General features: G+C 47.6%; 30 protein-coding genes. 7 read left to right on the forward strand and 23 right to left on the reverse strand.

Features of this window, described 5'->3' with window-relative positions; all coding sequences use genetic code 11:
- The first annotated feature begins 184 nt into the window (after positions 1-184).
- Positions 185-1,192, forward strand: coding sequence for a LacI family DNA-binding transcriptional regulator (locus NYE92_RS01065; protein WP_013028057.1), 1,008 nt, complete (start codon positions 185-187; stop codon positions 1,190-1,192).
- 5 nt (positions 1,193-1,197) lie between these two features.
- Here the strand turns inward: NYE92_RS01065 and NYE92_RS01070 are convergent, their stop codons facing one another.
- Together NYE92_RS01070 and NYE92_RS01075 are read right to left on the reverse strand one after the other, a co-directional pair.
- Positions 1,198-1,956, reverse strand: a complete 759-nt coding sequence (locus tag NYE92_RS01070) for a DNA-binding transcriptional regulator YciT (protein WP_041458051.1) — start codon at positions 1,954-1,956, stop codon at positions 1,198-1,200.
- A 36-nt stretch (positions 1,957-1,992) separates the two neighbouring features.
- Positions 1,993-3,252, reverse strand: a complete 1,260-nt coding sequence (locus tag NYE92_RS01075) for a DUF1479 domain-containing protein (RefSeq protein WP_259018394.1) — start codon at positions 3,250-3,252, stop codon at positions 1,993-1,995.
- Between the two features lie 222 nt (positions 3,253-3,474).
- On the opposite strand from NYE92_RS01075, the gene NYE92_RS01080 reads away from it, so the two are divergent.
- The gene (locus NYE92_RS01080; protein WP_041457923.1) at positions 3,475-4,296 is read left to right on the forward strand and encodes a Cof-type HAD-IIB family hydrolase; all 822 of its coding nucleotides are present in this window, start codon (positions 3,475-3,477) and stop codon (positions 4,294-4,296) included.
- Between the two features lie 290 nt (positions 4,297-4,586).
- On the opposite strand, the gene NYE92_RS01085 is transcribed toward NYE92_RS01080, so the two are convergent.
- Positions 4,587-5,273, reverse strand: coding sequence for a hypothetical protein (locus tag NYE92_RS01085; protein WP_014598185.1), 687 nt, complete (start codon positions 5,271-5,273; stop codon positions 4,587-4,589).
- 170 nt (positions 5,274-5,443) lie between these two features.
- Between NYE92_RS01085 and NYE92_RS01090 the strand changes: the two genes are divergently transcribed.
- Complete coding sequence (locus NYE92_RS01090) at positions 5,444-5,755, forward strand: hypothetical protein (RefSeq protein ID WP_014333049.1); 312 nt, start codon at positions 5,444-5,446, stop codon at positions 5,753-5,755.
- Positions 5,756-5,944: 189 nt separating this feature from the next.
- Positions 5,945-7,003: a diguanylate cyclase gene (locus NYE92_RS01095; protein WP_259018395.1), complete on the forward strand. Its 1,059-nt coding sequence runs from the start codon at positions 5,945-5,947 to the stop codon at positions 7,001-7,003.
- A gap of 98 nt (positions 7,004-7,101) precedes the next feature.
- Here the strand turns inward: NYE92_RS01095 and map are convergent, their stop codons facing one another.
- The 17 genes from map to NYE92_RS01180 all read right to left on the reverse strand — a co-directional run bounded on the left by map (position 7,102) and on the right by NYE92_RS01180 (position 17,856).
- On the reverse strand, positions 7,102-7,887 hold the full coding sequence (gene map / locus NYE92_RS01100) for a type I methionyl aminopeptidase (protein WP_013028064.1): 786 nt from the start codon (positions 7,885-7,887) through the stop codon (positions 7,102-7,104).
- Positions 7,887-8,129, reverse strand: coding sequence for a ParD-like family protein (locus NYE92_RS01105; protein WP_013028065.1), 243 nt, complete (start codon positions 8,127-8,129; stop codon positions 7,887-7,889). The genes map and NYE92_RS01105 overlap by 1 nt, the downstream gene beginning before the upstream one ends.
- A gap of 122 nt (positions 8,130-8,251) precedes the next feature.
- Positions 8,252-9,337, reverse strand: a complete 1,086-nt coding sequence (locus tag NYE92_RS01110; protein WP_259018396.1) for a site-specific integrase — start codon at positions 9,335-9,337, stop codon at positions 8,252-8,254.
- Positions 9,306-9,578, reverse strand: coding sequence for an excisionase (locus tag NYE92_RS01115; protein WP_072006685.1), 273 nt, complete (start codon positions 9,576-9,578; stop codon positions 9,306-9,308). The genes NYE92_RS01110 and NYE92_RS01115 overlap by 32 nt, the downstream gene beginning before the upstream one ends.
- Before the next feature lie 77 nt (positions 9,579-9,655).
- Entirely contained in the window at positions 9,656-9,919 is a 264-nt protein-coding gene (locus tag NYE92_RS01120; protein ID WP_029569630.1) for a hypothetical protein, read from the reverse strand.
- 132 nt (positions 9,920-10,051) lie between these two features.
- Entirely contained in the window at positions 10,052-10,858 is an 807-nt protein-coding gene (locus tag NYE92_RS01125) for a YadA C-terminal domain-containing protein (protein WP_259018398.1), read from the reverse strand.
- Between the two features lie 132 nt (positions 10,859-10,990).
- Positions 10,991-11,299, reverse strand: coding sequence for a hypothetical protein (locus NYE92_RS01130; RefSeq protein WP_052651565.1), 309 nt, complete (start codon positions 11,297-11,299; stop codon positions 10,991-10,993).
- A gap of 172 nt (positions 11,300-11,471) precedes the next feature.
- Positions 11,472-11,711, reverse strand: a complete 240-nt coding sequence (locus NYE92_RS01135) for an ANR family transcriptional regulator (RefSeq protein ID WP_033774748.1) — start codon at positions 11,709-11,711, stop codon at positions 11,472-11,474.
- A 22-nt stretch (positions 11,712-11,733) separates the two neighbouring features.
- Positions 11,734-12,837 carry a RecT family recombinase gene (locus tag NYE92_RS01140; RefSeq protein ID WP_259018399.1) on the reverse strand — a complete coding sequence of 368 codons (1,104 nt, stop codon included), beginning with the start codon at positions 12,835-12,837 and terminating at the stop codon, positions 11,734-11,736.
- 14 nt (positions 12,838-12,851) lie between these two features.
- Positions 12,852-13,655: a PD-(D/E)XK nuclease-like domain-containing protein gene (locus NYE92_RS01145; protein ID WP_029569626.1), complete on the reverse strand. Its 804-nt coding sequence runs from the start codon at positions 13,653-13,655 to the stop codon at positions 12,852-12,854.
- The gene (gamL, locus tag NYE92_RS01150; RefSeq protein ID WP_259018401.1) at positions 13,652-13,948 is read right to left on the reverse strand and encodes a host nuclease inhibitor GamL; all 297 of its coding nucleotides are present in this window, start codon (positions 13,946-13,948) and stop codon (positions 13,652-13,654) included. Before gamL ends, NYE92_RS01145 begins: the two co-directional genes overlap by 4 nt.
- The gene (locus tag NYE92_RS01155) at positions 13,945-14,130 is read right to left on the reverse strand and encodes a hypothetical protein (protein WP_029569624.1); all 186 of its coding nucleotides are present in this window, start codon (positions 14,128-14,130) and stop codon (positions 13,945-13,947) included. The genes gamL and NYE92_RS01155 overlap by 4 nt, the downstream gene beginning before the upstream one ends.
- 397 nt (positions 14,131-14,527) lie before the next feature.
- Positions 14,528-15,136, reverse strand: coding sequence for a pentapeptide repeat-containing protein (locus NYE92_RS01160; RefSeq protein WP_052651563.1), 609 nt, complete (start codon positions 15,134-15,136; stop codon positions 14,528-14,530).
- 332 nt (positions 15,137-15,468) lie between these two features.
- Complete coding sequence (locus NYE92_RS01165; protein WP_033774746.1) at positions 15,469-15,735, reverse strand: hypothetical protein; 267 nt, start codon at positions 15,733-15,735, stop codon at positions 15,469-15,471.
- Positions 15,736-15,805: 70 nt separating this feature from the next.
- On the reverse strand, positions 15,806-16,003 hold the full coding sequence (locus NYE92_RS01170; RefSeq protein WP_029569621.1) for a hypothetical protein: 198 nt from the start codon (positions 16,001-16,003) through the stop codon (positions 15,806-15,808).
- 118 nt (positions 16,004-16,121) lie between these two features.
- Positions 16,122-16,409, reverse strand: coding sequence for a hypothetical protein (locus tag NYE92_RS01175; RefSeq protein ID WP_072006682.1), 288 nt, complete (start codon positions 16,407-16,409; stop codon positions 16,122-16,124).
- Between the two features lie 799 nt (positions 16,410-17,208).
- Entirely contained in the window at positions 17,209-17,856 is a 648-nt protein-coding gene (locus tag NYE92_RS01180; RefSeq protein ID WP_033774744.1) for a LexA family transcriptional regulator, read from the reverse strand.
- A 110-nt stretch (positions 17,857-17,966) separates the two neighbouring features.
- Here NYE92_RS01180 and NYE92_RS01185 point away from each other — a divergent pair, with 110 nt between their 5' ends.
- Together NYE92_RS01185 and NYE92_RS01190 are read left to right on the forward strand one after the other, a co-directional pair.
- Positions 17,967-18,218 (forward strand): helix-turn-helix transcriptional regulator, encoded by a 252-nt coding sequence (locus NYE92_RS01185; RefSeq protein WP_033774741.1) that lies wholly within the window; start codon positions 17,967-17,969, stop codon positions 18,216-18,218.
- A gap of 62 nt (positions 18,219-18,280) precedes the next feature.
- On the forward strand, positions 18,281-19,465 hold the full coding sequence (locus NYE92_RS01190) for a DnaT-like ssDNA-binding domain-containing protein (protein ID WP_259018404.1): 1,185 nt from the start codon (positions 18,281-18,283) through the stop codon (positions 19,463-19,465).
- Between the two features lie 213 nt (positions 19,466-19,678).
- On the opposite strand, the gene NYE92_RS01195 is transcribed toward NYE92_RS01190, so the two are convergent.
- A complete protein-coding gene (locus tag NYE92_RS01195) occupies positions 19,679-20,380 on the reverse strand; it encodes a lecithin retinol acyltransferase family protein (protein ID WP_259018406.1) in 702 nt (233 codons plus the stop codon).
- Between the two features lie 283 nt (positions 20,381-20,663).
- Here NYE92_RS01195 and NYE92_RS01200 point away from each other — a divergent pair, with 283 nt between their 5' ends.
- Positions 20,664-21,155 carry a hypothetical protein gene (locus NYE92_RS01200; RefSeq protein WP_259018407.1) on the forward strand — a complete coding sequence of 164 codons (492 nt, stop codon included), beginning with the start codon at positions 20,664-20,666 and terminating at the stop codon, positions 21,153-21,155.
- Between the two features lie 164 nt (positions 21,156-21,319).
- Here the strand turns inward: NYE92_RS01200 and NYE92_RS01205 are convergent, their stop codons facing one another.
- Together NYE92_RS01205 and NYE92_RS01210 are read right to left on the reverse strand one after the other, a co-directional pair.
- Positions 21,320-21,529, reverse strand: a complete 210-nt coding sequence (locus NYE92_RS01205; protein ID WP_072006680.1) for a DUF6434 domain-containing protein — start codon at positions 21,527-21,529, stop codon at positions 21,320-21,322.
- Between the two features lie 285 nt (positions 21,530-21,814).
- Positions 21,815-22,357, reverse strand: a complete 543-nt coding sequence (locus tag NYE92_RS01210; RefSeq protein ID WP_072006679.1) for an RES family NAD+ phosphorylase — start codon at positions 22,355-22,357, stop codon at positions 21,815-21,817.
- Positions 22,358-23,054 lie beyond the last annotated feature (697 nt).

The raw sequence follows: 23,054 nt of genomic DNA on the forward strand, positions 1-23,054 counted from the left end.
GGTTTCACAAAATCATGAAGAGATTTCACCTTTTAAACAAGAGTGTAAAATAGGCTGATGTTATTTTTGTGATGATAATCACTTTGAGTGGCGAAGCAGGCGGCACGACATTAAGGCTAAATATTTCAAATAATGAAAGGCTTAGGTAAACTCCATTTACTCAGAAGATTCTGGCAGCGATAACATGACAACCATTTCACAAGTAGCAAAACGCGCCGGCGTCTCAAAAGCGACAGTTTCGCGGGTGTTGTCAGGTAAGGGTTATGTAGGGCAGGAGAAGCGGGAACGGGTTTTGCTGGCCATTGCGGAGACAGGCTATCGACCTAATCTGCTGGCACGTAATCTGGCAAATAAAAGTACCCAAACCATCGGGCTGGTTGTAACCAATACACTGTACAGTGGCAACATTTTCAGTGAGTTAATGTCTCACTCTGCCAGAATTATGGAGCAGCAAAATCGGCAGTTGATCCTGGCCGATGGCAAACATACCGCTGAGCAGGAGCGCGCTGCCATCCAGTTTCTGCTCGATTTACGTTGCGATGGCGTTATCATCTATCCGCGTTTTCTCAGCATCGACGAGCTGGATGCGATTATTTCGCAGCACAAGCAGCCTGTGCTGGTCATTAATCGTCGTCTGCGAATTAATGACAGCTTCTGTATTTACAGCGATCAGCAGGCAACCAGCCAGAGGGCCGTCAGTTACCTGATTGAACAGGGCCATCGCAATATTGCATTTATTACGGGATCACTGGATTCGCCGACCAGTCAGGAGCGACTTGCGGGCTATAAAACCGCGCTTCACACTCAGGGAATCGCAGCGAATCAGCAGCTAATTGTGCAGGGCAAATGGACGGCGCAAAGTGGGATGCTGGCGGTGAAAACATTGCTGGCGAGCGGACAGCCCTTTAGTGCTATCGTCGCCAGCAATGATGAAATGGCTATCGGGGCGATCAAACAGCTTACAGAAAATAATATTGCTGTACCTGGAACCGTCTCGGTCATTGGCTTTGATGACATTCCGCTGGCCCCTTATATAACGCCTGCGCTCTCCAGTGTTAAATTTCCCGTTACCGATATGATCAATGACACCATTAATCGACTGGTCTTTATGCTGGATGGCGGTGAATTAACGCCGTTTACTCCCTATCAGGGCAGCCTCGTTGTGCGTGATTCCATTACCGGCATCACCTGATGCCTTTACTGTGCTGAGTCGATCGCGACCTGTATTAACCCGATACCTTGCGCCGCGAGTCCGGCCACCACGTCCTGAGAAAGCCCCTTTTCCGTAATGACGTGACCGGGCTGAAAACCGGAAGACAGGGGATAAGGATGGATCTGCCCGAATTTAGAACTATCGGTCAGAACGTAGCTTTCTGCACCTTTAGCCAGCACGGCATCCACGACATCACATCGCAGCATATCCCGGCCGGTGAAGCCGGTTTCCGGGTGCCAGCCATCTGCACCAATAAAGGCCTTATGGAAGTGCATTTGCTGTACGCAATACCGGGTTAAAGGCCCCGTCATTGATTCGCTGCGCTTTTGCAACATGCCGCCCAGAATAATGACTTCACAGGCCGCGTCTTTAAGCAGATGGCCGATATAATGGCTTACGGTGATTAACGTCAAATTTTTGCGGCTGGCCAGCATATGTGCCAGCAGGGCGTTGGTGCTGCCGCCTTCGATCAATACAGATTCGCCATCGTTAATCCGCCCGGCTGCATAACGGGCGAGCGCCAGTTTTATCCCATAGCGGGTATGCATTCGCACGCCAACGTCGTCGCTGTCTAATGCCTGAGCCGCACCGTGAACCCGACGTAAAACCCGCTTTTCTTCCAGCAGGTTGAGGTCCTGGCGAATGGTAACCTCCGACACACCGGCCAGCTCAGCCAGTTCGCTGACGGCGACATTGCCTCGGGTATTAACCAGTTCAATAATTTTCTGCTGACGCGTATTCATCATGGTTCTCTGCTCTGACGTTGAGTCTCACTGGTTTCAGGCTAAACCCAGTCCACGTTTACCCACCGAATTGAGATCGGCGAGGGTAAACCGGTTCTTCCAGCCGGCCTCGTAATGTTCAGGCGGAAAATCAGCAGGGGAATGACCCTGCTCAAGTGCACTCGCCACCTGATGCGCATAAGCGCGGTTTTTATCACACATTGGCGCCGCGGGAATATACATAACGTTTCCCCATCCCTGTTGATTTTCAACCGGTGCGACCGCATGAATCAGGTCACAGTGCCACCATACCGAATCGCCTGCGGTGATCGCCGGTACGGAGCATAATCCTTTTACCAAATGCGGGTGCCATTTTTCACTAATCGGGAGTACGCGCCCCGGTTTAACACCGCATAATTCATCGTCAGCGACATCCGATAACAATGGGCGCAGCAGCACATATGCAATGGCCTCCGGTACAGGAACCACGTGCAGTAAGCCCTGACCCGGCATCATATCGGACAGCGCCGTCCAGCCCTGAAACGTCCGGAAAGCCGAGCATTTTGTGGTATCCGGAACATCAAACTCATCCACTTCGCTGCGATGTGCGGCATGCCATGGGTCGTAATGCTCAAGATTGCCGTCGAAAATCGATCGAAAAACGCGTTGGTAAGCGGGCAACAGCCAGCGTTCCAGCGCGCCGGAGTCAGTGTGTGCGCCCAACCCTTTCGAGGTCGTTCCTGGCGGTCGCCGACGAATGCGATCCGGATAGATAAGATTCACGTCCGGATCGAACCATTGCTGGCCCCCGGATTCAAACGTCCACAGGCGATTTAAACATGACTGCACCTGGGCCATTTCAGGACTCTGACGCGCCTCCATTTGTGCGTGAGACCAGTAAATGGGATAGATTTCAGGGCGGGATGCTTCCAGGCTGCCGAAGAAATTATCGCCCGGGCCGCGGTACTGTGCATCAAACTGATTTTCGTCCAGGTAACGCAGCATGGAGGTATCCCATGCCAGCGCCTGTTCCCGAGGGAAATGCTGCTTAACCACTACACAGCCACGGCGCTTAATGCTTTCTCGGGTTTCAGGCGTCAGCCCTTGTGTGATCTCCTCGGGTGAAATAACCGGCCAGGCGCTACCGTTTAGCCGCTCTTCCGCTTTTGCGTCGCTTATCGCCTGCTCGGTTCTCTGGCAAACCTGCCTGAATAAGCCTTCAACATCGCCAATCTGCTGACGGATCTGCTGTTTAAACTGGCGGATGGTGGCTGAAATATCCGTGGGTAACGCTGTGTGCTGAAGCTTTACATTCATGACTGCGCCCTTAACAGTGTTTTCATTTTACATATGAAGATTTATTTCATTTCATTCGAAAGTCAGCACTATGTTTAACAGATTGCTGTTGGTGAAAACCGGAACTGGCGCACAATGTGAGCGAACAGAAGGATTTTTGATGACTGGAATTCTCATTATCCCCTTCAACGAGTAAGCTTAAAAAAGAGTGAGCCTGTTCAGGCCGGGAAAAGGGGGATGACAATGGCAGTAAGGATGATTGCAGTGGATATGGATGGGACGTTTCTGGACGAAAACAAGCAGTACAACGTCCAGCGCTTTTCACGCCAGTACGCCCTGCTAAAGCAAAAAGGTATTCACTTTGTTGTCGCCAGTGGCAATCAATATTATCAGCTACAGCGCTACTTTCCTGACATCAAAAACGACATTGCGTTTGTTGCCGAAAATGGTGCGTGGGTATCAGAAGGCGATGATGAAATTTTTTGTGGTGAGCTGGCAAAGGAAAGCGTGCACCGCGTGTTGGATATCCTGGCAAAAGAGCCGGATATCAGCACTGTCGTTTGTGGACGCAAGGGCGCTTATGTCCATTCTTCAATGCCAGACAGCATTATTCAGATGCTTAACAATCATTATTACCGACTTGAAAAGCGCGATAATCTTTATGATATCGATGACACCATTTTTAAGTTTTCGCTTAACCTGGCCAACGAAGGCATAGACAGTCTGATGGATCGTCTGCATAACCAGCTCGGTGAAATCGATCATATTATGCACCCCGTATCGAGCGGCTATGGCTTTATTGATCTGATTATTCCAGGCTGTCACAAGGCACATGGTATTGCTTTGCTGCAACAAAAATGGGGCATCAGCGATTGTGAGGTGGTGGCCATCGGCGACAGTGCAAACGATATCGAAATGTTGCGCCAGGCCTGTTTCAGTTTTGCAATGGCCAATGCTGTTGAGTCGGTTTCAGCCGTTGCGCGGTTTAAAACGGAAAGCAATCAGGATGAAGGGGCGCTAAACGTCATTGCCAGAGTGCTGGCGCGCGAATTCCCTTTTGATTAACGCCGCAATGGCGGCTTTTCAATCATGAGCGCGGAAGCGGAAACCCTCCAAAAAACAAACTTAACGTGACGCTGTCACTTATTTTGCCTGCTTTTGATCTTTTCGGACTGTATAAGGTGCTGGCAGGGGATGTCAGTACCGCGCAAAGAAACCGCATGCAAAGACAGGTTAATGGTAATAGTTACAACATACTTTAAATGATTTTCTTAACACCGTTCGGTTAGATCGACGTCGTCTTTGTCTGGGCAAGAAAATCACGGAAAGCCCGGTCCAGGCCGGGCGGGCAGGCATTATTTATCCGCTTTCTTCTCATCCTCAGCGCCTGACGGCTCCGCTTCAGCAACGGACAGCCAGGGCTTGAGGAGTTGAATATCCAGAATGACGTAAACCATCGTGCTAATAAATAACGAAATCACGCTACCGAATACGCCGCTGGTGGTGAAGGTCAGATAGTTATAGATAATCAACCAGGTCAGGCAAATGAACAGGGAAAGGGCAAGCATAATCGATGAGAGTGAATAGTTGCTGGTGCCGGCACCTTGTTGGTGCGTCAGTTTAAACAGGTTCCCGAGGGTGTATTTTTCCAGCATCAAAATCGTTTTTTGCCAGTTACGGCGTTGCCGTGAACCGGCGCGAACAATAAACAGATACAGTACGGAGATAAAAAAGCCTGAAAAGGCAATCAGTACCGGAACAGCCTCCAGAGCATACTCAATGCTTTTGTGGCTTGCGCCAGCCGGGCTCAGGTCCAGCGTTAATGAGGCGCCCAGTGCGGCATACAGAAAAACGAATAGCGCCAAAAAGGTTATCGTGCGCTTCCAGTCCGCCTCTGCTTCGCGGTTCTGTTGCTGGAGGGCGACGGTAAAGGCGCGTTCGATATGTTCAGCCTGAGGTGAGTGCATTTCAATCGCCTCTACCGTTTCATCCAGCAGGGCAGTGATAAAAGGTTTGTGGTCGTTGTGCAGGGGAATTTTCATGACGTCGATTCTCGTTGAAATTTCCGCTTATTTTAGTCTGCCTGAAGGGAAATGATACCTGCTTAACGTGATTAACCTTGTCAGACTGAGCCACTTAACTCGCAGGTAATGCGCTTTGCGAGCACGGCATGATGTACACTGCTTATGAACTCACCACGAGGAAAGCGATTATGAATGACAAGAAAATGATTTCCATCGATCAGTTCAGTGATGAAGAGCGACTCGCCGTTAATGAAGTTCTTCAAAACCTGATGCAGAAGCACCGTCAACGCACCGGCAAAGAACCTGATGCAAAAAAAGAGAAAGAGTTAAACAGCGAAGCTCGTCAGCAGGTCATGGCCGATAAACTTCTTAATGAAAAGTTAAAAGCAGAAAAAGAAAGTAAAAAACCGCTCAGGAAAAAGAAACCCTCTTCGCTAACGGCCAGTGAAGTCGGCGATTTCAACTGGTCCGCCTCAGTGGCTAAAGGCCGCAGAAGATAAAGTAACGCCCAGTCGCGCTAAGGCCTGACGATATAACATGGATCGTTGGGCCATGTGGACCCGGCCAAATCATCGGCATAAGTCATCTTAACGGCAATAACAAATAAAGGGTAAAAGTCTTAAAAATTAAAGCGCAGGGCGTTTTTTGTGGATAAACTGCGCTAAATATATTGTCAATTACGCGTGCGAATGACCTATTACTCACCTGATGATCATCATCTTAAAATGCGATCCACGCGATTTGTCCGTCGCATGTTTGCCATGCGCCAGCTTGGCACGCTTTTATGTTTTTTGCCGATTGCATCCGTTCTCCTGGAACTGGGGAAAGAACCAGCGATATTGGTATTACTGATTAGCAACGTTCTTATCTGGCCTTATCTGGCATACCGCCTTGCCGTAAAATCACGGGACTCCACCGCGCGGGAGCGTTCAAATTTAACGCTGGATGCCGCATTTGGCGGTATCTGTATTGCGCTGATGGCCGTGAGTCCTATGCCGTCCTTTGTCATCATCGCGGTTTTGATGGCCGACCGTTACGCCGCAGGAGGCTGGCCTCAGCTGCTCTCTGCTGCGCAGGCATTTCTGTTTGCCTTTATTCTGGTATGGACGATTGAAGGCGCGCCGGTTTTGATGGAGTTTAGTACGCGCACAGCATGGCTTACCCTTCCACTGGCCACATTCTATATGTTGGCACTCAGCGTTGTATCACACAATTTGACGTTGAGCCTGCGTCAGAAGAACCGTGAGCTGGAGAGAATTGCGCTGATGGATCCCGGTCTGGAAATCCCTAATCGTCGTTTGTTCGAACGCCGGCTTGAAAGCGAGCTTTTGCGCACCTTGCGGGGTGACACCAGAGCGTATCTGATACTGATAGATGTCGACCATTTTAAAAACGTTAACGATACGTTCGGTCACGAAGCCGGGGATTTTTTGCTGGCTGAAATTTCCGGCCTGTTACGTGACAGCGTAGGTATGAAAGACATTCCGGCACGGTTTGGCGGAGATGAACTTGGCGTTATCATTCGTGATTCGAATGACGTTGACATCATCAGCCTGGCCGAATCGCTTCAAAGAAACATTGGGCAATTACGCCTGCCTGCTTCTGTAACGTTCAGGTGTTCAGTCAGTATTGGCATTGCCAGTGCTGATAAAGCCGACTCAATACATGAGTGGCTGCGGCGCGCTGATAAAGCGTTATATGAAGTGAAACGATCAGGGCGGAATGGCCTGAAATTATGGCGGGCCTGATCCCCAGCGGAACAACGCATCGCGGGGTTCGGTAACGTCCATCCGTAGTGCATCACCCGACCGTCATCAATGCCGCCTCCTCTGAGGCGGCATAAGTATCAGATAGCCGGATAGTCGCCAGTGCCTTCAGGCCAGGGCGTGAGCAGGTCAAAGCCCGTCTCGGTGACGGCGACGGTATGCTCCCACTGGGCAGACAGCGAGCGATCTTTTGTAACCACCGTCCAGCCATCAGAAAGCACACTGGTCCCTGCTTTTCCAGCATTGATCATGGGTTCGATGGTAAAAATCATCCCTGCCTGTAAAGGCATTCCTTCGCCCGGCGTGCCGTAGTGAAGAATTTGAGGTTCGGTATGATAAATCTCGCCGACGCCATGACCGCAATATTCCCTGACCACGGAAAAACCCGCGCTCTCAGCAAGGCGCTGAATAGCGGCGCCAATATCGCCCAGTGTCGCGCCCGGGCGAACCGTTTTAATGCCTGCAACCATGGACTGATAGGTAATATCCACCAGCCGTTTTGCACGCACGGATGGCGTCCCCACAAAATACATTCGGCTGGTATCGCCATACCAGCCATCTTTAATAATGGCGACATCGATATTCACAATATCACCTTCTTTTAATGTTTTGGCCGCCGGGATCCCGTGGCAAACAACATGGTTAACGGAAGTACAGGTGGTACGGGTGTAACCGTGATAACCGATATTGGCGGGCGTAACGTTGAGTTCATTGACAATAAAATCATGACAGATATCGTCCAGTTGCTCTGTCGTGATCCCCGGGCGTACATGAGGGGTGATCATCGCCAGCACCTGGGCGGCAGCGTGCCCGGCAGCACGGGCTTTTTCAATCTCTTCTGCAGAATGGATCTTAACGTTCCCCATTACACTTCTCCTTGTGGGGTTAAATCGGCATGATGTAGTACCTGGCGAATATCGGCACCGCCGTTCATTTCGATGCGGATTAATGTTTGAGCAAGCTCGTGTTGTGTCAGCTGGGGATACAGCTCGGCCAGCATGCCCAGTTTTAACCAGTGCTCAGCCTGCGCATTTATTGAGCGGCTCATCGCCTGGCTGGCGATGCGTAAGTTTTCATGCATCAGATCGGATATTTTTACAATGCCCATGTGAAGCCTATATGTAATGTATACGTTTTATATATAGCATAACGATAACGCCATGAGTTGCAAGGGAAAATTTTAGGCCGTCCGAAAATGTCCGAAATTTGTCCGAATTTTCCATACATTGTTTATACCAGAACAAATTCATTCGACCGTGGATCGAGATATTTTTTGGTCATCGACAGGTTTTTATGGCCCAGTAATCGCTGCGTAAACTCTTCCCCAAACCGGGCTTCGTAAAGCCTTCCGGATAAGCTGCGAATTTCATGGAAGGTGGGAGGATTGGTTTCTTCACTCAGACCGCAACGCCGACGTGCGCGGGCAAATGCCTGGGTGATATTACCGGGCGAAACCGGGCCAGGCTTGCGTCCGTTCCGTCGGGTGGGGGAGTAAATGAAGTACTCAGAAGGATTGTTTTCACGGCATAATCCAATGACCTCATTGAGGGTCATACCGATTTCCTTCATTTCCAGATCAACCGGTATGGCGAGTTTGCTTCCTTTTTTGCTTTGAATAACAAACAGGCGGTCGTTGCTGACATCGCTGAACTTCATGCGGCTGATGTCTTCACGTCGCTGAGCCGTTACCAGCGCTAATAACATCGTCCTGTATAACCAGGGTTCTGATTCACGAACGCATTCGGTGAGCAAATTAAACTGTTCCATCGTTAACCGGCTTCTCTTTACCGCTGGCTGTCTGGCACGCGTGGGCTCAACAGGGTTTCTTTCTATCAGACCAGCCACAATAGCCTCGCGGAAAATATCATTGAGCAGGCTACGCAGAATGACGGCCATGGTCCTCTTGTCGTCAGCAATGTAACCTTCAATAAATTCCGCGATGTGGCGGGTTGTAACCGCAGACAGGCAGAAGTCACCAAGATGTTTTGCGATAACTTTGAGCTGATAACGGCGAAGACGCATTGTGGCGGGCTTAATATGACGTCTGGCCAGAATAAGCTCATATCTTGAAAGCCAGGTACCTACCGTCATTACCGCATTCGTTTGTAATTTCGCCAGCAGGGCGGAGGGCGTGTAATTTTGCTCAATATAGTTGTTCGCCTCTAACGCCTGAGCGATGGCTTCTCTCCGGGGGATACTGCCCAGAGAGAATTCCTTTCCCGTCTGAGGATTGCGCCAGTGATAGGTTTTGCGTTTGTGCCTGTAAGTCAGATTACGGGGAAGGTTAGGATCGTAGGTTTGAGGCCTTTTCGCCATTGATGATTTTCTCCAGCAGCGAATTACCTGAGTCAGAACTGTTTGGGTGACTGGTCAGGTTCCTTGTCAGTTTCCGGGGATTGATATAAACAGAGTCAGGGTGGAGCTTATATTCTTTGCCGTGCAGCTCAGGGCAGGGATAGATACGGCCTTCCCGTGCCCAGCGCCGCAGGGTTGAGAGGGAGGGTGGCATGGAATATGTTGTGCTCGCCCATTCCTGCAAATTGAGTAGCTTCGTCATGTTCTGCCTCCGGAATTACGGCATAAAAAAACCGCCCAGCGGGCGGTCAGGTTCTGTCGCTGTGCTACTTGCTCAGATCAGTGTTTTTCTTTCTCACTCGCGTTTCCACAGCATGGACACTCATGTTTCAGGTCCGGGTGAAGCCCAAAGAGGTTATTGAGCTTCACGTTGTGCAATTTGGTCAGGGCATCGGCTACGGATTGGTGATATTGACTGGCCTCTTTGGAACTGACCTTACCCTTAAATTTCAGTTCTTCAATAAACTTAACTGACTCTTTAAGCGTTGTGGTCACCGCCAGTAAAGTGTCTGTTATGTGCTTAGCTGCTTCGCGGTTATGCATAACTCGCCTCCTTTTATTGAGGGCTGAAATGAAAAAAACGTTAGGGTAAGGATGCTTGACAAAAAAGTTCAGGCATTCGCTAAGTAAGCTTGGAAAATGAACATTGATTGAACGGGGGTGTCAGGCAATCACTCACCACCCAACAGAAAGACCGGCCGCCACGCCAAGGTTTTTACTGGTGTCATAACTCAGATAGGTTCCGCTTCGGACGTTGTCACCCAGTTTGAATATCGCCCCCCAGGCAAGCGCCGATTGCCCACCGTATGAGCCGCCACTTAACCCCATGCTGACGTTTTTTCCCTCCACAAACGGGATCGCGTTCATTGCCATTGCTGCACTTATTCCGGCCATCGCTCTTTTGTCGTTTTTTCTAATATCATCTTCAATGCTGCTGAATCGGCTTTCAGCTTCGAATTTGAATGTACTTAACTGGCCGGTAACCGTTTGGATAGCATGGGTATTATCAGTAATGAGCTCATGATTATGAAGAGTACTTTCATGGTTGGCCGCAATAGCTGAACGATTGTGGTTGATTTCGTTCTTGTTAACTTTTGATCTGACGATATTGGCCCCTATCTCTTTTCTATTGGCTTCGATACCTGCAGCATTAGTACCGATGTTCTGCTGGTTGGCCTCGATGCCTGCAGCATTGGTACCGATGCTCTGCCGGTTGGCCTTGATGCCTGCGGCATTGGTACCGATGTTCTGCTGGTTGGCCTTGATGCCTGCAGCATTAGTACCGATGTTCTGCTGGTTGGCCTCGATGCCTGCAGCATTGGTACCGATGCTCTGCTGGTTAATCTTGATATTTGCAGTATTTCGGTTGATATCTTCCCTGTCTTTATTTTTTTTATGATGCCAGAAAAACAAATTAGCATGTGCAGATGTGATTATAGATAATGATAAAATTAGAACCGACGAAACTGTTCTGATGTTCATTTCTTTTTTTTGCCTTAATTGCTAAGTTTAAATTAATTTCCTAGTGGGCTTTATCTGTTGCATACGTGAATAAAATATTTTGACTAGTTAGAAGTTAAGGGTTTTTCAGGTTATTCTCCTTGTTTGTTAATGTTATTTATCAGGGCTGTTTTGAATAGGTGAGTCGAAAAACTCACCGGTTTTTTCGCAAAAATCAAACTTCAAAGTCGCGAATAAAGGAGCAATATATTCATCTTTTCGCGCACGTTTATTAAGCGACTCAACTGCCTCTGAATGGGAGAAAAATAAACCCTCTCCTTTACCTCCTGATGGCAGGATGACCCAGGCCACCGGATAAGCGGTAAGTGAGAGCTTTGCAATAAGATAGACCAACTGCTCAGAGGGGTCTGATGAGGAATGGAAAAGGAAGTTATCAATATATTCTAAGATTTTATTTTTCACCACTTTCTCCTTCAGGTGTAAAAAATCTGAGAGTGCCGAGTTTGGTTGTTCTTATTTTATTGCTTATTACCCCTGCGCGTTGAGTTCGTAAATTATCACTGAGGTTATGCTCAGTGAAGTCATAAAAATGAATTTGTGTGGTTTGTAGACCATGTTTTTTAAATTCCTGAGTTCAGGCCTTGGCAGGAAAATAATTATAAGACCAACCATTACGTATGACGCTTAAACAATAATGGTTACGGTGCTCTGCCCATTCGACATTAATAATGTTTCTTGCGAGCTTTGTTGCCTGTGACCAGAGTTTCTCGGCATGTTCATATTGGCCGCGGCTTTCGGCAAATGCAGCGGCCTCGGCTACCGTGTAATATCGAACGTTACGTAATTCGATTAAGGGGTGATTATCGGGATTCATTGATGACTCCTGCTAAAAGCAGCTAGTGCGTTTCTGTGTTTAAGGCTTCGTCCTCGATTTCAGCCTTTCTGACAAGAAAGGCATCTGTGGCTTTTTCCAGCAGAGCTGGCGTTGGTTGCAAAACTTTTACCGCATACGCATAACATCGGTCGAGTACTCTGACTGACTTGCTGTTCATGGCGGCTTCACAAAAATCCGTCAGCAACTCCTCTGGGGAGCGTTTTTGTTTACCAGTATCCGCCTCACTCATAACCTCAGCTCCGCATTGAAGCGGAACCGGCTGCGTATTATCTGATGGCTTAATGGGTGACCTCGCAGGAGGTTCAGGTGGCAAAGCGGGGGCAGGGGTCTCTGCTTTTGGGTTGTCGGGCAAAAGCACCTCTACCTTCTCTGCATTATTACCGATTTCTGCGTCATCGATTTTCATCGAATGATTAATGTAATCGTTCAGATCACCATCCTGTGTGGATGGCGTGATATCACGTTCGGTCTTAACCGTACCTTCCAGTTCATCGGTCGTATAAACACCGAGGATGACATCCGGGCAATGCAACCGGGCCCACCTTTTAATGGCCAGATACGCGAGCTGCTGTTTCGGATCGCTCGCCCACAGCGTTGAATTTCTCACCTGTGCTTGTGATAACAGCAGTTCCAGAACGCGAGGTTCCTGCTCATTCTTCATTGTCGCCCACACGCGGACGCCGCAGCCGGCTTCATCTTCAAGTCTCCAGTCGGGAACGGTGTACTTATGTCCTTTACCAGACGTTTTCTCGACGAATTTGCCTAAGACCTTTTCCCAGGGACCAAACCACTCATAATGTGGGCGGTCACGGGTGGGCGCCATAGTTGTGATAACGGCGTTCACAAGTTGTGCTTCGTAGCCGAGTACACCATTGACCAGGAAGGTTTTCTGAGCGACGGCGAAGGGGTTCATGCGCCACTGTGCGGCCTGCATGGCGACGGCAAGACAGTCAGCCGTTTTGCCCGCAAGGTGTGCTGGTACGGAAACTCTGCTGCTGGCCATGATGTCAGCAAAGCGAATCAGCTTGTCCAGTGCATCCGGACTGAAAATCGTGGCTGCAGTGCCTGCGTTTTCAGCGTCAGTATTCATTAGTTGGGTGTTCATCGTGGTTTTTCCTTTTAACGTGCCCATGCAGGGCGGCGGATAGTTTCAACGCCGCCCCAGTGACCACTGAGACGGCAATCATGGAATGTGTTGAGGTCGCGACGAAAAAGGTTGTATCCGGCGCTCAGATCATCTTCATGGACTTCAAAAACCCGGACTGGGTAGCGTCCGCAGTCAATGGCTTCGCTTACCGCAATAAAGACAAACTGCGGATGCGTGTGAAAGGTGTTGAAAAAACCTTCGGAATACATGGCTGCCTGAACGTGATACCTGAATTCCTCGATATGGCGAGCAAAGCGGGACATGTCACAGACCTTTTTTACATCAATGACAAGAGGCCGGTTCATCAGCATTTTGTCGGGTCGGATGCGGCATAACTCTTCTGTTTCACTGTCAGTCCAGTAAACAGAGGATTCACAATGGCCGTCTGCTTCAAGTAAAAAACGCGCGGTATGGTGTGCCATTACGCTCTCGCGCATCAGCTGCAGTTTTCGGCCCTGCTCGGCGTCCATAACGCTCAGACCGTGCTCACGGGTTTCTTCTATGAATGCCTGCTCATCCGCTTTACCCTGGGTGGTACGCCGGTTGAACGAGGGGGCCACAACGAAACGTTTGGCGAATTCATCTGGCTCCAGCAGCAGGCAGTGCAGGGCGCTCCCCATGTCGAGCGCCGCCGTTTTTTCAGCATCAACAGGCGCATGTTTACGCCACAGGTAGACTGCTGGGTTAATGGCGATGTCATCCAGTTGCGATTTACTGACGCCGGGTCCGGCATGGTAGGCCTCATTGCTGAGGCCATGATAAATGCCCGTTTTCATGAGACCGTGTCCTCCCAGCCAAGCACGACCTGCAGGTTGTAATTCCTTGCTGCCTGCAGGTAGGCCAGATTTCTGATGAAGCTGATGTACTCCTCGTCCGCTTCCGGATGGGCACAACATTTCTTTGCTTCAGGATGCAGATTCCAGTGGCGGAAAAGGTAGAGATAATCAGGAAAGCAGCTCAGCAGACGTTCTGCTTCGTCATCAATCCATTGTTCCTTCCTGATAGCCTCCTGTTCCTGGGCATCAAGGTGGTCCTTGTGAAGTTCAAGTAATGCACAGGGGTCTCTCATGGTTCGTACTCCTTAAGCAAAATTTCAATCAGCCTGTCTGCCAGCAACTGCAGCAGAGGTTTTGGCGGCGCTGGAGGGAAGCTGGCGCTACTGAGAATGTTTTCAGGGCTGAATTCGATTGAACGAACAGCGTGAAAGGGGCGAGCAAAAGCGGCATCGCCCCTGATGTCTGGTTGCATCATGGGAAATGTTCCTTTGAACGGTCTGTTTAAATGGCTTCGTTGCCGAAACGTCCGGCGGTGTGGAGAGGGCTACGGATTAGGGTTTTGGTGAAGTATCATTATTTATGGTGAAACTGGTCTCAGTTCCGCGTTCAGATTTCCTCCTCGCGGCGGGCCGCGCGGGTAGCTGCATAGATGAGTGCAGGGTCTCCAGATATGAATGTGCGAATAATAAACAGGCCTGTGTGAGTGACCTCAGCGTCAGGTGCGACTTTAAGAGCTGCCTGAACCACTCGGTCATGAACGAAAGCCTTCAGAATGCAGGTTTTAATGAGGAGCGTTCCGCGTTTTGGTGTCGCAATATATTGAATTCTCAATTTTTTGAGTCCTCTGTCGTTAATTCAAATAACCGTAGACTTCAGTGACTACTTTGCACCCATTCTGGCCGTGCACCGATGCCCATATGGCAGTCGAGAATATCCAGCAACCGCGGGTAAAAGTTGAGCGCATTTTGTCCATCCATTTCTTCAACTTGCTCACGGGTCATTGTGCGCCAGTTTTCGATAGTGTGTAGCTGACATCCCGCCTTCAGATAGATACCGTTCATGATGTGGATGTCATAGCGTTCACCTACAATCAGCCAGGTTTTTTCAGGCATGCGGGTTGCTAAAAAATGGCAGTAACGCAGGTCTACACCCAGCAGGCTCGCTCCACGAAGGTCTGATAAACTGAAATCGGTAAACCTGACAATCGCATTGTTGAGTGAGGCATTGTTAAGCTTCGCGCCATGAAGCGAGGCGTTACGTAAATCGCATTTTTCAAGCGTTGCGTATCTCAGTTTTGTGAAATGCAGACGGGCACCCTGGAAATTCGTATGGTAGAAAATAGCGCTGTCTAGTCTCACCTTTTCAAGGTCATACTCCGCTAAACATGCACTGGTTAAATGCAGTCTCTTTCCTTCTCTGCCCTCAGAGTCCAGCCAGCGCTCATGAGCAGCAAGGTGATGTTGAAACTCTTCTTTTTTCATGATGTTTCCTCGTTTCAGGCAAAACGCTGCCTATATTTGTTTGTCATAGTCCGCGTGACTGAGCAGTTCCCAGTGCTGACCATTGTCTTTTGATAACAGTCGCCACTGAGGCGTCACACGCAGGGTGAGATATTTGCCCCGGTAAGTTCGTCTCGCATGAACCAGACCGGCGCGCCAGTGTTGCTTGATTCGCTGAGCCCGCAACCTTATTCGTGCAGGAGCATGAGGTTTGGGCATCAGCTAACCCTCATCTAGTTGTGCCTCATAAAATGTTGCCTGCCGACGTAAAAACCGCCCTGGGGGCGGTCATAATTGACGTGATGACCTGTATCTTAGTCATCCATTTTTTCGTCCTGTTGAGATTCACAACAGGTGCATTGAGGCCTCATCTCAGGATGTTGTTCAAAGATGCCTTTCAGGTTTGCACCGAGCATTTTATCCAGTGGGTCCATGAGGCTTTGACGATAAAACGCTGCTTCCTCTGAACTCACTTTGCCATCCTTATTCATGTCATAGATTTTTTGAACGGATGTAGTGACGAGTGCTGTTAATGCCAGCAGAGTTTCAGTAACGAATTCTGCTGCTTCACGGTTTTTCATAATGGGTTTCCAAGTGGGTTGAATGCCCTGCGGCCTGAAGGGGTTCCACGCCACACAGGGCATACCTGGGTTAATGAATAATGATAATGCGGATGTGGCGGATGAAATCCGCCAAGTCTGCGCCCACGTTCTGCCACTGAGTCAGTGCCCGAAGCACGTCAACACGGGACTGGCACTGACAGGCTTTCAGATAAGACTTCATATGCATCAGTGCTAGGTGCTGCATTTCTTTCGAGGAGAGAGCATTCGATGATGTGTTTTTTTGCATGTGTTGTTCCTTTTTATCAGGCATTAAAAAACCCGCCGAAGCGGGTTGAGTTTGGTTTGACTGACCTGCCGCATGGATCGCGGTATCACCTAAACGGCGAGGTGTGGGTGTATATCAATCAGATTTGCGGCTGCTCAGATTCATGCGGGGGATTGTCATATTCCCCCTCATAAGGCTGGCATTCGGCGCACAAATCTGGATAACCGCCCATAATAATGGGGTCCAAAAGTTCGGTATAAAGGATCTCCAGGATCACATTCACCTTGTGCATGTGCGTACCCGCCTGCTCTTCAGTGACTTTCCCCTCTTTCTGATACTGATGCATCTGGGCAACAGACACTCTGAGTTCTCGGGATAACGTCATCACTGTCTGGCTGATACGAACTGCAGCTTCACGATACAGCATGGCTACTCCTCCTGTAGGCCTGCCCTAAGGGCAGCGTGAAATGATTACTGATGTGAAAAAAAACCCTGGTGTTGACCTAAGAGGTGAACATCTTCACGGCAAAAAAAATCCCGCACGAGGGGGCGGGAAAGAACAAGAGTTATCATTATTATGGCCAGGGGATCACTACTTTCCTTTCATCAGGCTGTCGTGCTTGGCCTGACGATATATTTATAGCGAATCCCGTTTTCATAATTCTGAATAAATGCTGAAACTCAGGAATGTGATGGTCCACTAAGCAGTATGAAGGTTCGGGGAATCAACGGGATACGGATAACTTGAAAGTGAGTAAGTAGGATTTTTTCTTTATGGGCTTACTCTTTCCGAAGCAGCGACGTCGGGCGTCACGTAACGGAGCTAACTCAGCGTCGCTTGCTAGCGCATGATACTCTTGGATATGGGGATAGGGTGCCCTCGGGTCAAAACTGCGGCCACACAGAGGGCAGTCGATAATGTGCTTCTTCATACAATCCTCCGTCAACAAAGGAAATGATACTGGTGAGTACCATCTCTTTTGTTGCAGGGAGGTTGGGTTTTGCCACTTCGGGGTCTCGCGCTTCTGCACTCCTCCCGCCCGACATTATGCTGTGCCGTTCAGCTTGTGATAAAGAGTACCCACTGCGCCTTTAATGTTCAATACAAAATGTATCGTTAATTGGCGAGTTTAATTTCATTGATTTTATTAGGATAATGTGGGGGTGAAGAGGTGATGTTCTGTTTTTTGGTTGCTGCTTATGTATACTTAGTGTTTTATTCTGCCCTATTTCAATTTTAGTTTTGACTCTACGCCTACGGCTAAAATCCTATGTTTATCAGTCATTGAGTCCACTGGCCATCTTGGGTTCATTGGTACTAGTAAGCGCCTGTGGCCATCCGATTGAATCTTTTTGAAGCTAAGGTCACTAGCGCTATCTGATGTAACAAGTATCAGATCCTCGTCTTGTGGGGTTCTACCCATATCAAATAAAACCAGAGAACCTGACGGCACACCAAAACCGGTAGGAGACAGCATGGCATCACCCTCGACCCTATACCAAAACCCTTTGCCAAGAACGACAGCAGCTGACTCGATCCACTCATTAGCAATAACCTCGGATTCTTTTGAACCTAAGTTATTAACATTCCCTAGGATAATTTCTTTAGAAAACAGCGGATAACACTGGATTGCTTTTTCATGTTCACAATTTTTAAAGCTATCCAAAGTTAATATTGATCCATCTTTATCCACTTTGAATTCATTAACATTTAGCAGATGAAGAATTTTTGCTATGACTTCAAGTTCTGGTGAGCGACGAGCATTCAGCCAATGGCTTACTGCACCGGGTGTAATACCTAAGTGTTCTGACAGTTTCTCCTGAGTGATTCCGAGATCCTTCATTCGGCTTTTAGCGACTTCGTTCCATTTCATGAGTATCAATGCCTTACAAGTTTCGTGTTGTTTTAACCTCGGCGTATATTTTTGTATGCATCGTTGCATCTTATATATACATAATGTATAGATCCCCTGTGGAGGTACTTATGAACAACTTAAAACTTTATAGAAAAGCTATCGGATTGACTCAAAAGGAGCTTGCTCATCTAGCTAACTGTTCTCCCGGAGCAATATCACATTGGGAATCAGGTAAGCGTCAGATGACAATTAATACTTGCCGAAAGATGATAGACATCCTCGGTTCTTATGGTTTTTGTACAAGTATGGATCAATTTGTAACTTCTTCAACCCAACCAAGTTCAACTCCTCCCGACAACTTTACTTCACAGTCCACATAATTTACAGATAAATCAATGTGTAATAAATGCGAAGGTTCTGTATGTGCGGCACAAGTATAAAAATGAATGCCTTGCTGAAGACACATCCCAAAGTCAATCAGATCGCCGCATGGCTTGAGCGCAAGCCAGATGGGTGTGAACGATTGGACGTCTCCCTTGATGGGCAGAAATCGTTACTCCTGACACGAAACGTTACCAGGTGCATTACAGTCACTGGTTTGCTCAGTATTTGGGGAGCAGCAAAAGAATACGCCCCAAATGACGTGTTCATTAATGCCGACCTAAGCTATCTGGATGTACTAGCTGAGTTTGAAGGGTTTGGTGAGGCAATGGCTGCGGTAGGGTGGGCCGTTTACGATGCTGAAAATCACTGTGTTGTTCTAACAACCAGTGATGAGCTTGAAATGGTTAAGAGTTCAAAACCCTCTGCCGCTGCTGAACGTCAGCGCCGTTACAGAGATAAGAAGCGTGCTCAGAAAAGCGTTACACCAAGCGTAACGCGTAACGTAACGCGTTATGCTTCAGACGTAACGCCAAGCGTAACGCGTGACGTAACTCCGAGCGTAACGCGTGACGCGTGTTTTGATTATTTAAGATCTAAAACAACACATAAAAATCAATACAACACACATACCGCGCGTGAAAATTCCGGTGGTACTGTGGATAACCCAGAGTCTGATATACTGCAAAGCCACGTGGCACAAGGATTTATGGCAGAGCAGGGGGCTAAGGCGGAGGTGCTGCTTCAGCCGACGCAGCCACAGGTTGATCAGTATAATGGCGTAACGCGTTACGTTACGCAAAGCGTAACGCCCGAGCATAACGCTACCGTAACGCAGCGTAACGCATCAGCACTGGTGCAACGTAACGCTTCTGTAGTAACGCAGCGTGATGCACTTCAGCAAATTCCTCCAGCGGTCAGCCAATATCCCACTAGTGCAGAATCTCCAGAGCATAAGTTCATTATGTTTGACGGGTGGCAGCCTTCACAAGCATTCACTCAAACCGCCAGTCATATAGGCATAAAGATTTCAGATACACCTGACAGGCTTCAGCTGGCTGATTTTGTGCGTTACTGGATGGCAGAAAACGTGGCGTACTACCAAAGCCAGTGGGAAATAAAACTGGCACGGTTCATTGAGAAGGGGCGTAAAAAGCCTCCCACAAAGCGCTTCAGAGAAAGACGAGACTTCACGCAAGCTTCAGAAATGGATTACGCAATACCTGAGGGGTTCAGAGGAGGGTGAGAGAGTTATGCGTCCGATTTGAGCGAGGAGCAGACGTTCACAACTATCATCGCCATTGATAAAGCTCTACTCACCTTCCCGTGTGTTAACCGACAGGGAGCAGATCACCGTATTTTACATAGCCCTCCAGCGTTGCATCCGCAACGTCGATTCCGATCACCTCGGAGAACTCATCGACACTACGACCACGGCGTTTAAATGCTTATTTGAGAATTAGTCGCTAAGCCACGACCATACTTTATATACACCATACCCAACTAAAGCTACGCCTCCCGCGGCAAGCACAACGGGGGCCGCAGCTACTGTAGCTACTGAAGCTCCAGTTAAGCCAACAATAGTACTCGCTCCACCAGAGAAAGCTGCTGTAGTTAACCCTGCACCACTAGCAACAGACGATATACCGGTCAATGCTGAAGTACCGGATGTCATTGCCCCTGATGCTATAGCTCGCGTAGCAACCTGACGGCTTGTCATGGACGCCGCAGTTCTTAATACCGTGGGGGCTGTTTGAGTTATTTTATAATAGCTGTAAGCATTGACCCCCGCCTGCCCTACAGATACTGCCATAGTCTTCACTGTTTTGACCTGAGCGCTTTCACTAACGCCAGTCACACACCATGTCGCAAAATGCTCACAGTTGTTGTTGAATAAATTATATCCATCCTCACCTAGTCTGGATTTAGCCCTTTTCACAATATCTACATTGGAGTAAACACATTTAGCATCCAGATGTTCGATAATGGCAACTTCGCTCTGGTTCTGATTGAAGTCTTCAAGCGAAGTCTCACAGATTTTACCTTTGCTTAACCCACTTGCCAGACCTGAATAATGGATAACTTTACCAATCCCAATGTAAATACCATGATGAGTATATCCGGTACGTTTGGAGGAAAGGTGTGCGCCAAGGGTAAACATCGATTACTCCATTTTCAGCTAATCATATCCGCCGAGTTTATACCCGAAAGTATTGTTTGGAAATCACCAAGCGTTCAAATTATTTTGTAAAGACTTTTCCCCCTTATGACAGGAGAAGTTAAACGAGGTTAATGATGTCCGCGTTGATTGAGGAACGGACGGATTGCTATTGATTGCACCACAAGGTGATTTAAGCGTCTAATGTGGTTGAAAATCACAGGTCATTAAAGTTAGGTGTTTTTTTGCCGATGTAACATGGACATCCATTCACGGAGGAAGGCTCATGAGAAGTTTGGTTTTATCTGCGTTGTTTCTATTAACTATAGTTCCAGCTTCGTATGGTCAAGAAAATATTCAGCACAAACAAATTGAACCATATGTGATTAATTTTATTAAAAAAGTAGCGAGTTCATCGGCAAGTTGTGATTTATTCAAAGATTTTTTAGCAAAAGATCCTTCAAATGAAAATAATAAGAAAATGATGTTGGGTTTTTGCGATAGCGATATTGATTTTTCAAAGCCAATATCATTCTCCGAAATGAGCACTCATCACTTAGAGGGGGCGAATTATGTGTGTGGAATCATTTCTGGCCGAACAAAAATAAATCAAAAAATAGGTGCTCGGTTTATCTCTGCAGAGCCACAACACTTGATATTAGACGTTAAGTACTCACGACGTCCGATTGCATACACGATTGATGATAAATCCTTAGTTTATGAGTATCACTTGCAGATGAAGTCATTTAATGAGCTTAACAAAAAATATTGCCAGTGAATGATAATTCAGGCTGATGTTCCGATAAACTGTAAGGTGGTTGTATCCACGCATAACTCATATAGTTTTCAGCAAGTGAGATATACTTCGACTTCTGGCACGGAACGGAACGGAACGGACATGTATGCTCGGCAATGCCAGCAGTGGGCAAGCAGCAGGTTAATTTACAGTGAATGTCTGCGATTCCACTCATCCACCACATCCCCTAAATTTTTTGGGGCATCATTTCTTATACAGACCATAAACGCACGATCAAATCGAAAATCCGGGCTACATTCATCAATCATGAAACGACGAACATTTTGTGTATTTTTGTAATTTTTATCAACGACAGTGGTGCGGGTTAAAGAAGAACTGTGCCAGTCGATCTTCACTTGTTTACTCCTATATAAACAAACGGTATCAGCCTCAAAACTAGCACAATGACTATTGATGTGTCCTCTTATGGCACAAAGCGGACAGGCTGACTGATCTGGACGTCCGCTATGAGCGAGGAGCAGAAGTTGGCGAAGAGAAGAATTTTTAAGTCTAATAATTACTAGAATCGCTGCAAATATTACTTACGCGACTTTATTCCTTGGTTTGATAGCTTATTCATATCTTAGAGAGTTAACATTCATAATGATGTAATGGGGTGGTTCATACAGCTGATTCTTTTGTCAAAGGTCCCATTTTTTCCCTTCCACAGATAGTCTGAATTCCATGGGTTCTCCGCAAATGTGTACAGTTGGAGCACCAGGTTCATTCCATCGAAACAGATTAAGATGCCAGCCGCCCGGTATTAATCTTGAGCAATCAATAAGTCCATCAGCACCGTAACCACGAGCAAGATCAGAGTTTTTCCATGAAGGTGGTTCACCATTTACCTGTAATGCAGGTATCCATGGCTTTTTTGAAAGCTCTGGATCAATCCCCAACACACTACAAGCCAGTTCATCATTCTGATCCAAGACAAATGCTTCGTCGATATAGAGTGGAACAACTACGCGTCGAATTCCGTCAGTCCGCATATACCCGGACACAGCCCTTATTGACCACTCTTTTACGGGACTCATATAGAGTATAGGCTGTCCAGGGCGATGATACCGCCCGCTACTTTCTGGTTTTGGGAGATCAAGGACATAAGCTAACTTTTCTATGGGAACAGTGCGAAAAAAATAGCCACTCATTCTTCTTAAAAATTTCTTGTCGGCCTGACTCATATTACCTCACAGAATTAAAAAATCTGCCTTATACGATGAAGGTAAGATGTCCGATGATGCATATCTAAAGTTACAAAATGTCTGTTAATGGCACAGAGCGGACTTGGTGACTGAACTGAAGGTCCGCTATGAGCGAGGAGCAGACATAGCTAACAGTATTCTGTATGAATCAACAGGGAGTAAATCACCAAAACTGTACTTCACTCGAATTATAAACCTTAACGAGTCCAGAACCTGCTAATCAACTGAAAACGAGGTTAGCAGCCACCGCAGTGAAATATTCTTGAAGATGATGCTTCAGCGGCATGAAGGGACCAACTTATGCCCGCCAGGATAAACTGGCCACATGTCGCCGATAGCTTGGCGAAGCCGGTTCCCGTTAAATATATTCTGCCAATCCCCAACCTTTGGAATGATTGTAGTCATGGGAAACATTTAAAATATTAATTGATACTTGGACTTATTTTTATTGCGTTGGGTTATATACTGTTTTAATACGTTAGAATATAATCGGGTTAGAATTGACAAACTCAATCAAGGGCGTGCAGGATGGAAAAGACAGGAATTATAAAACTCACACTTAAAAAAGCCATTTTCGCTCCAAAAAAGTCAGTGTTGTTATCCGTATTATATTTTTTGTCAGTGTTGTATTTTGAATTTACCAGGTATGCTAACTTCAACGCTTACAGTTTCACTG

This window comes from Pantoea sp. B566 (genome assembly GCF_024793925.1).
Lineage (GTDB): Bacteria > Pseudomonadota > Gammaproteobacteria > Enterobacterales > Enterobacteriaceae > Pantoea > Pantoea ananatis.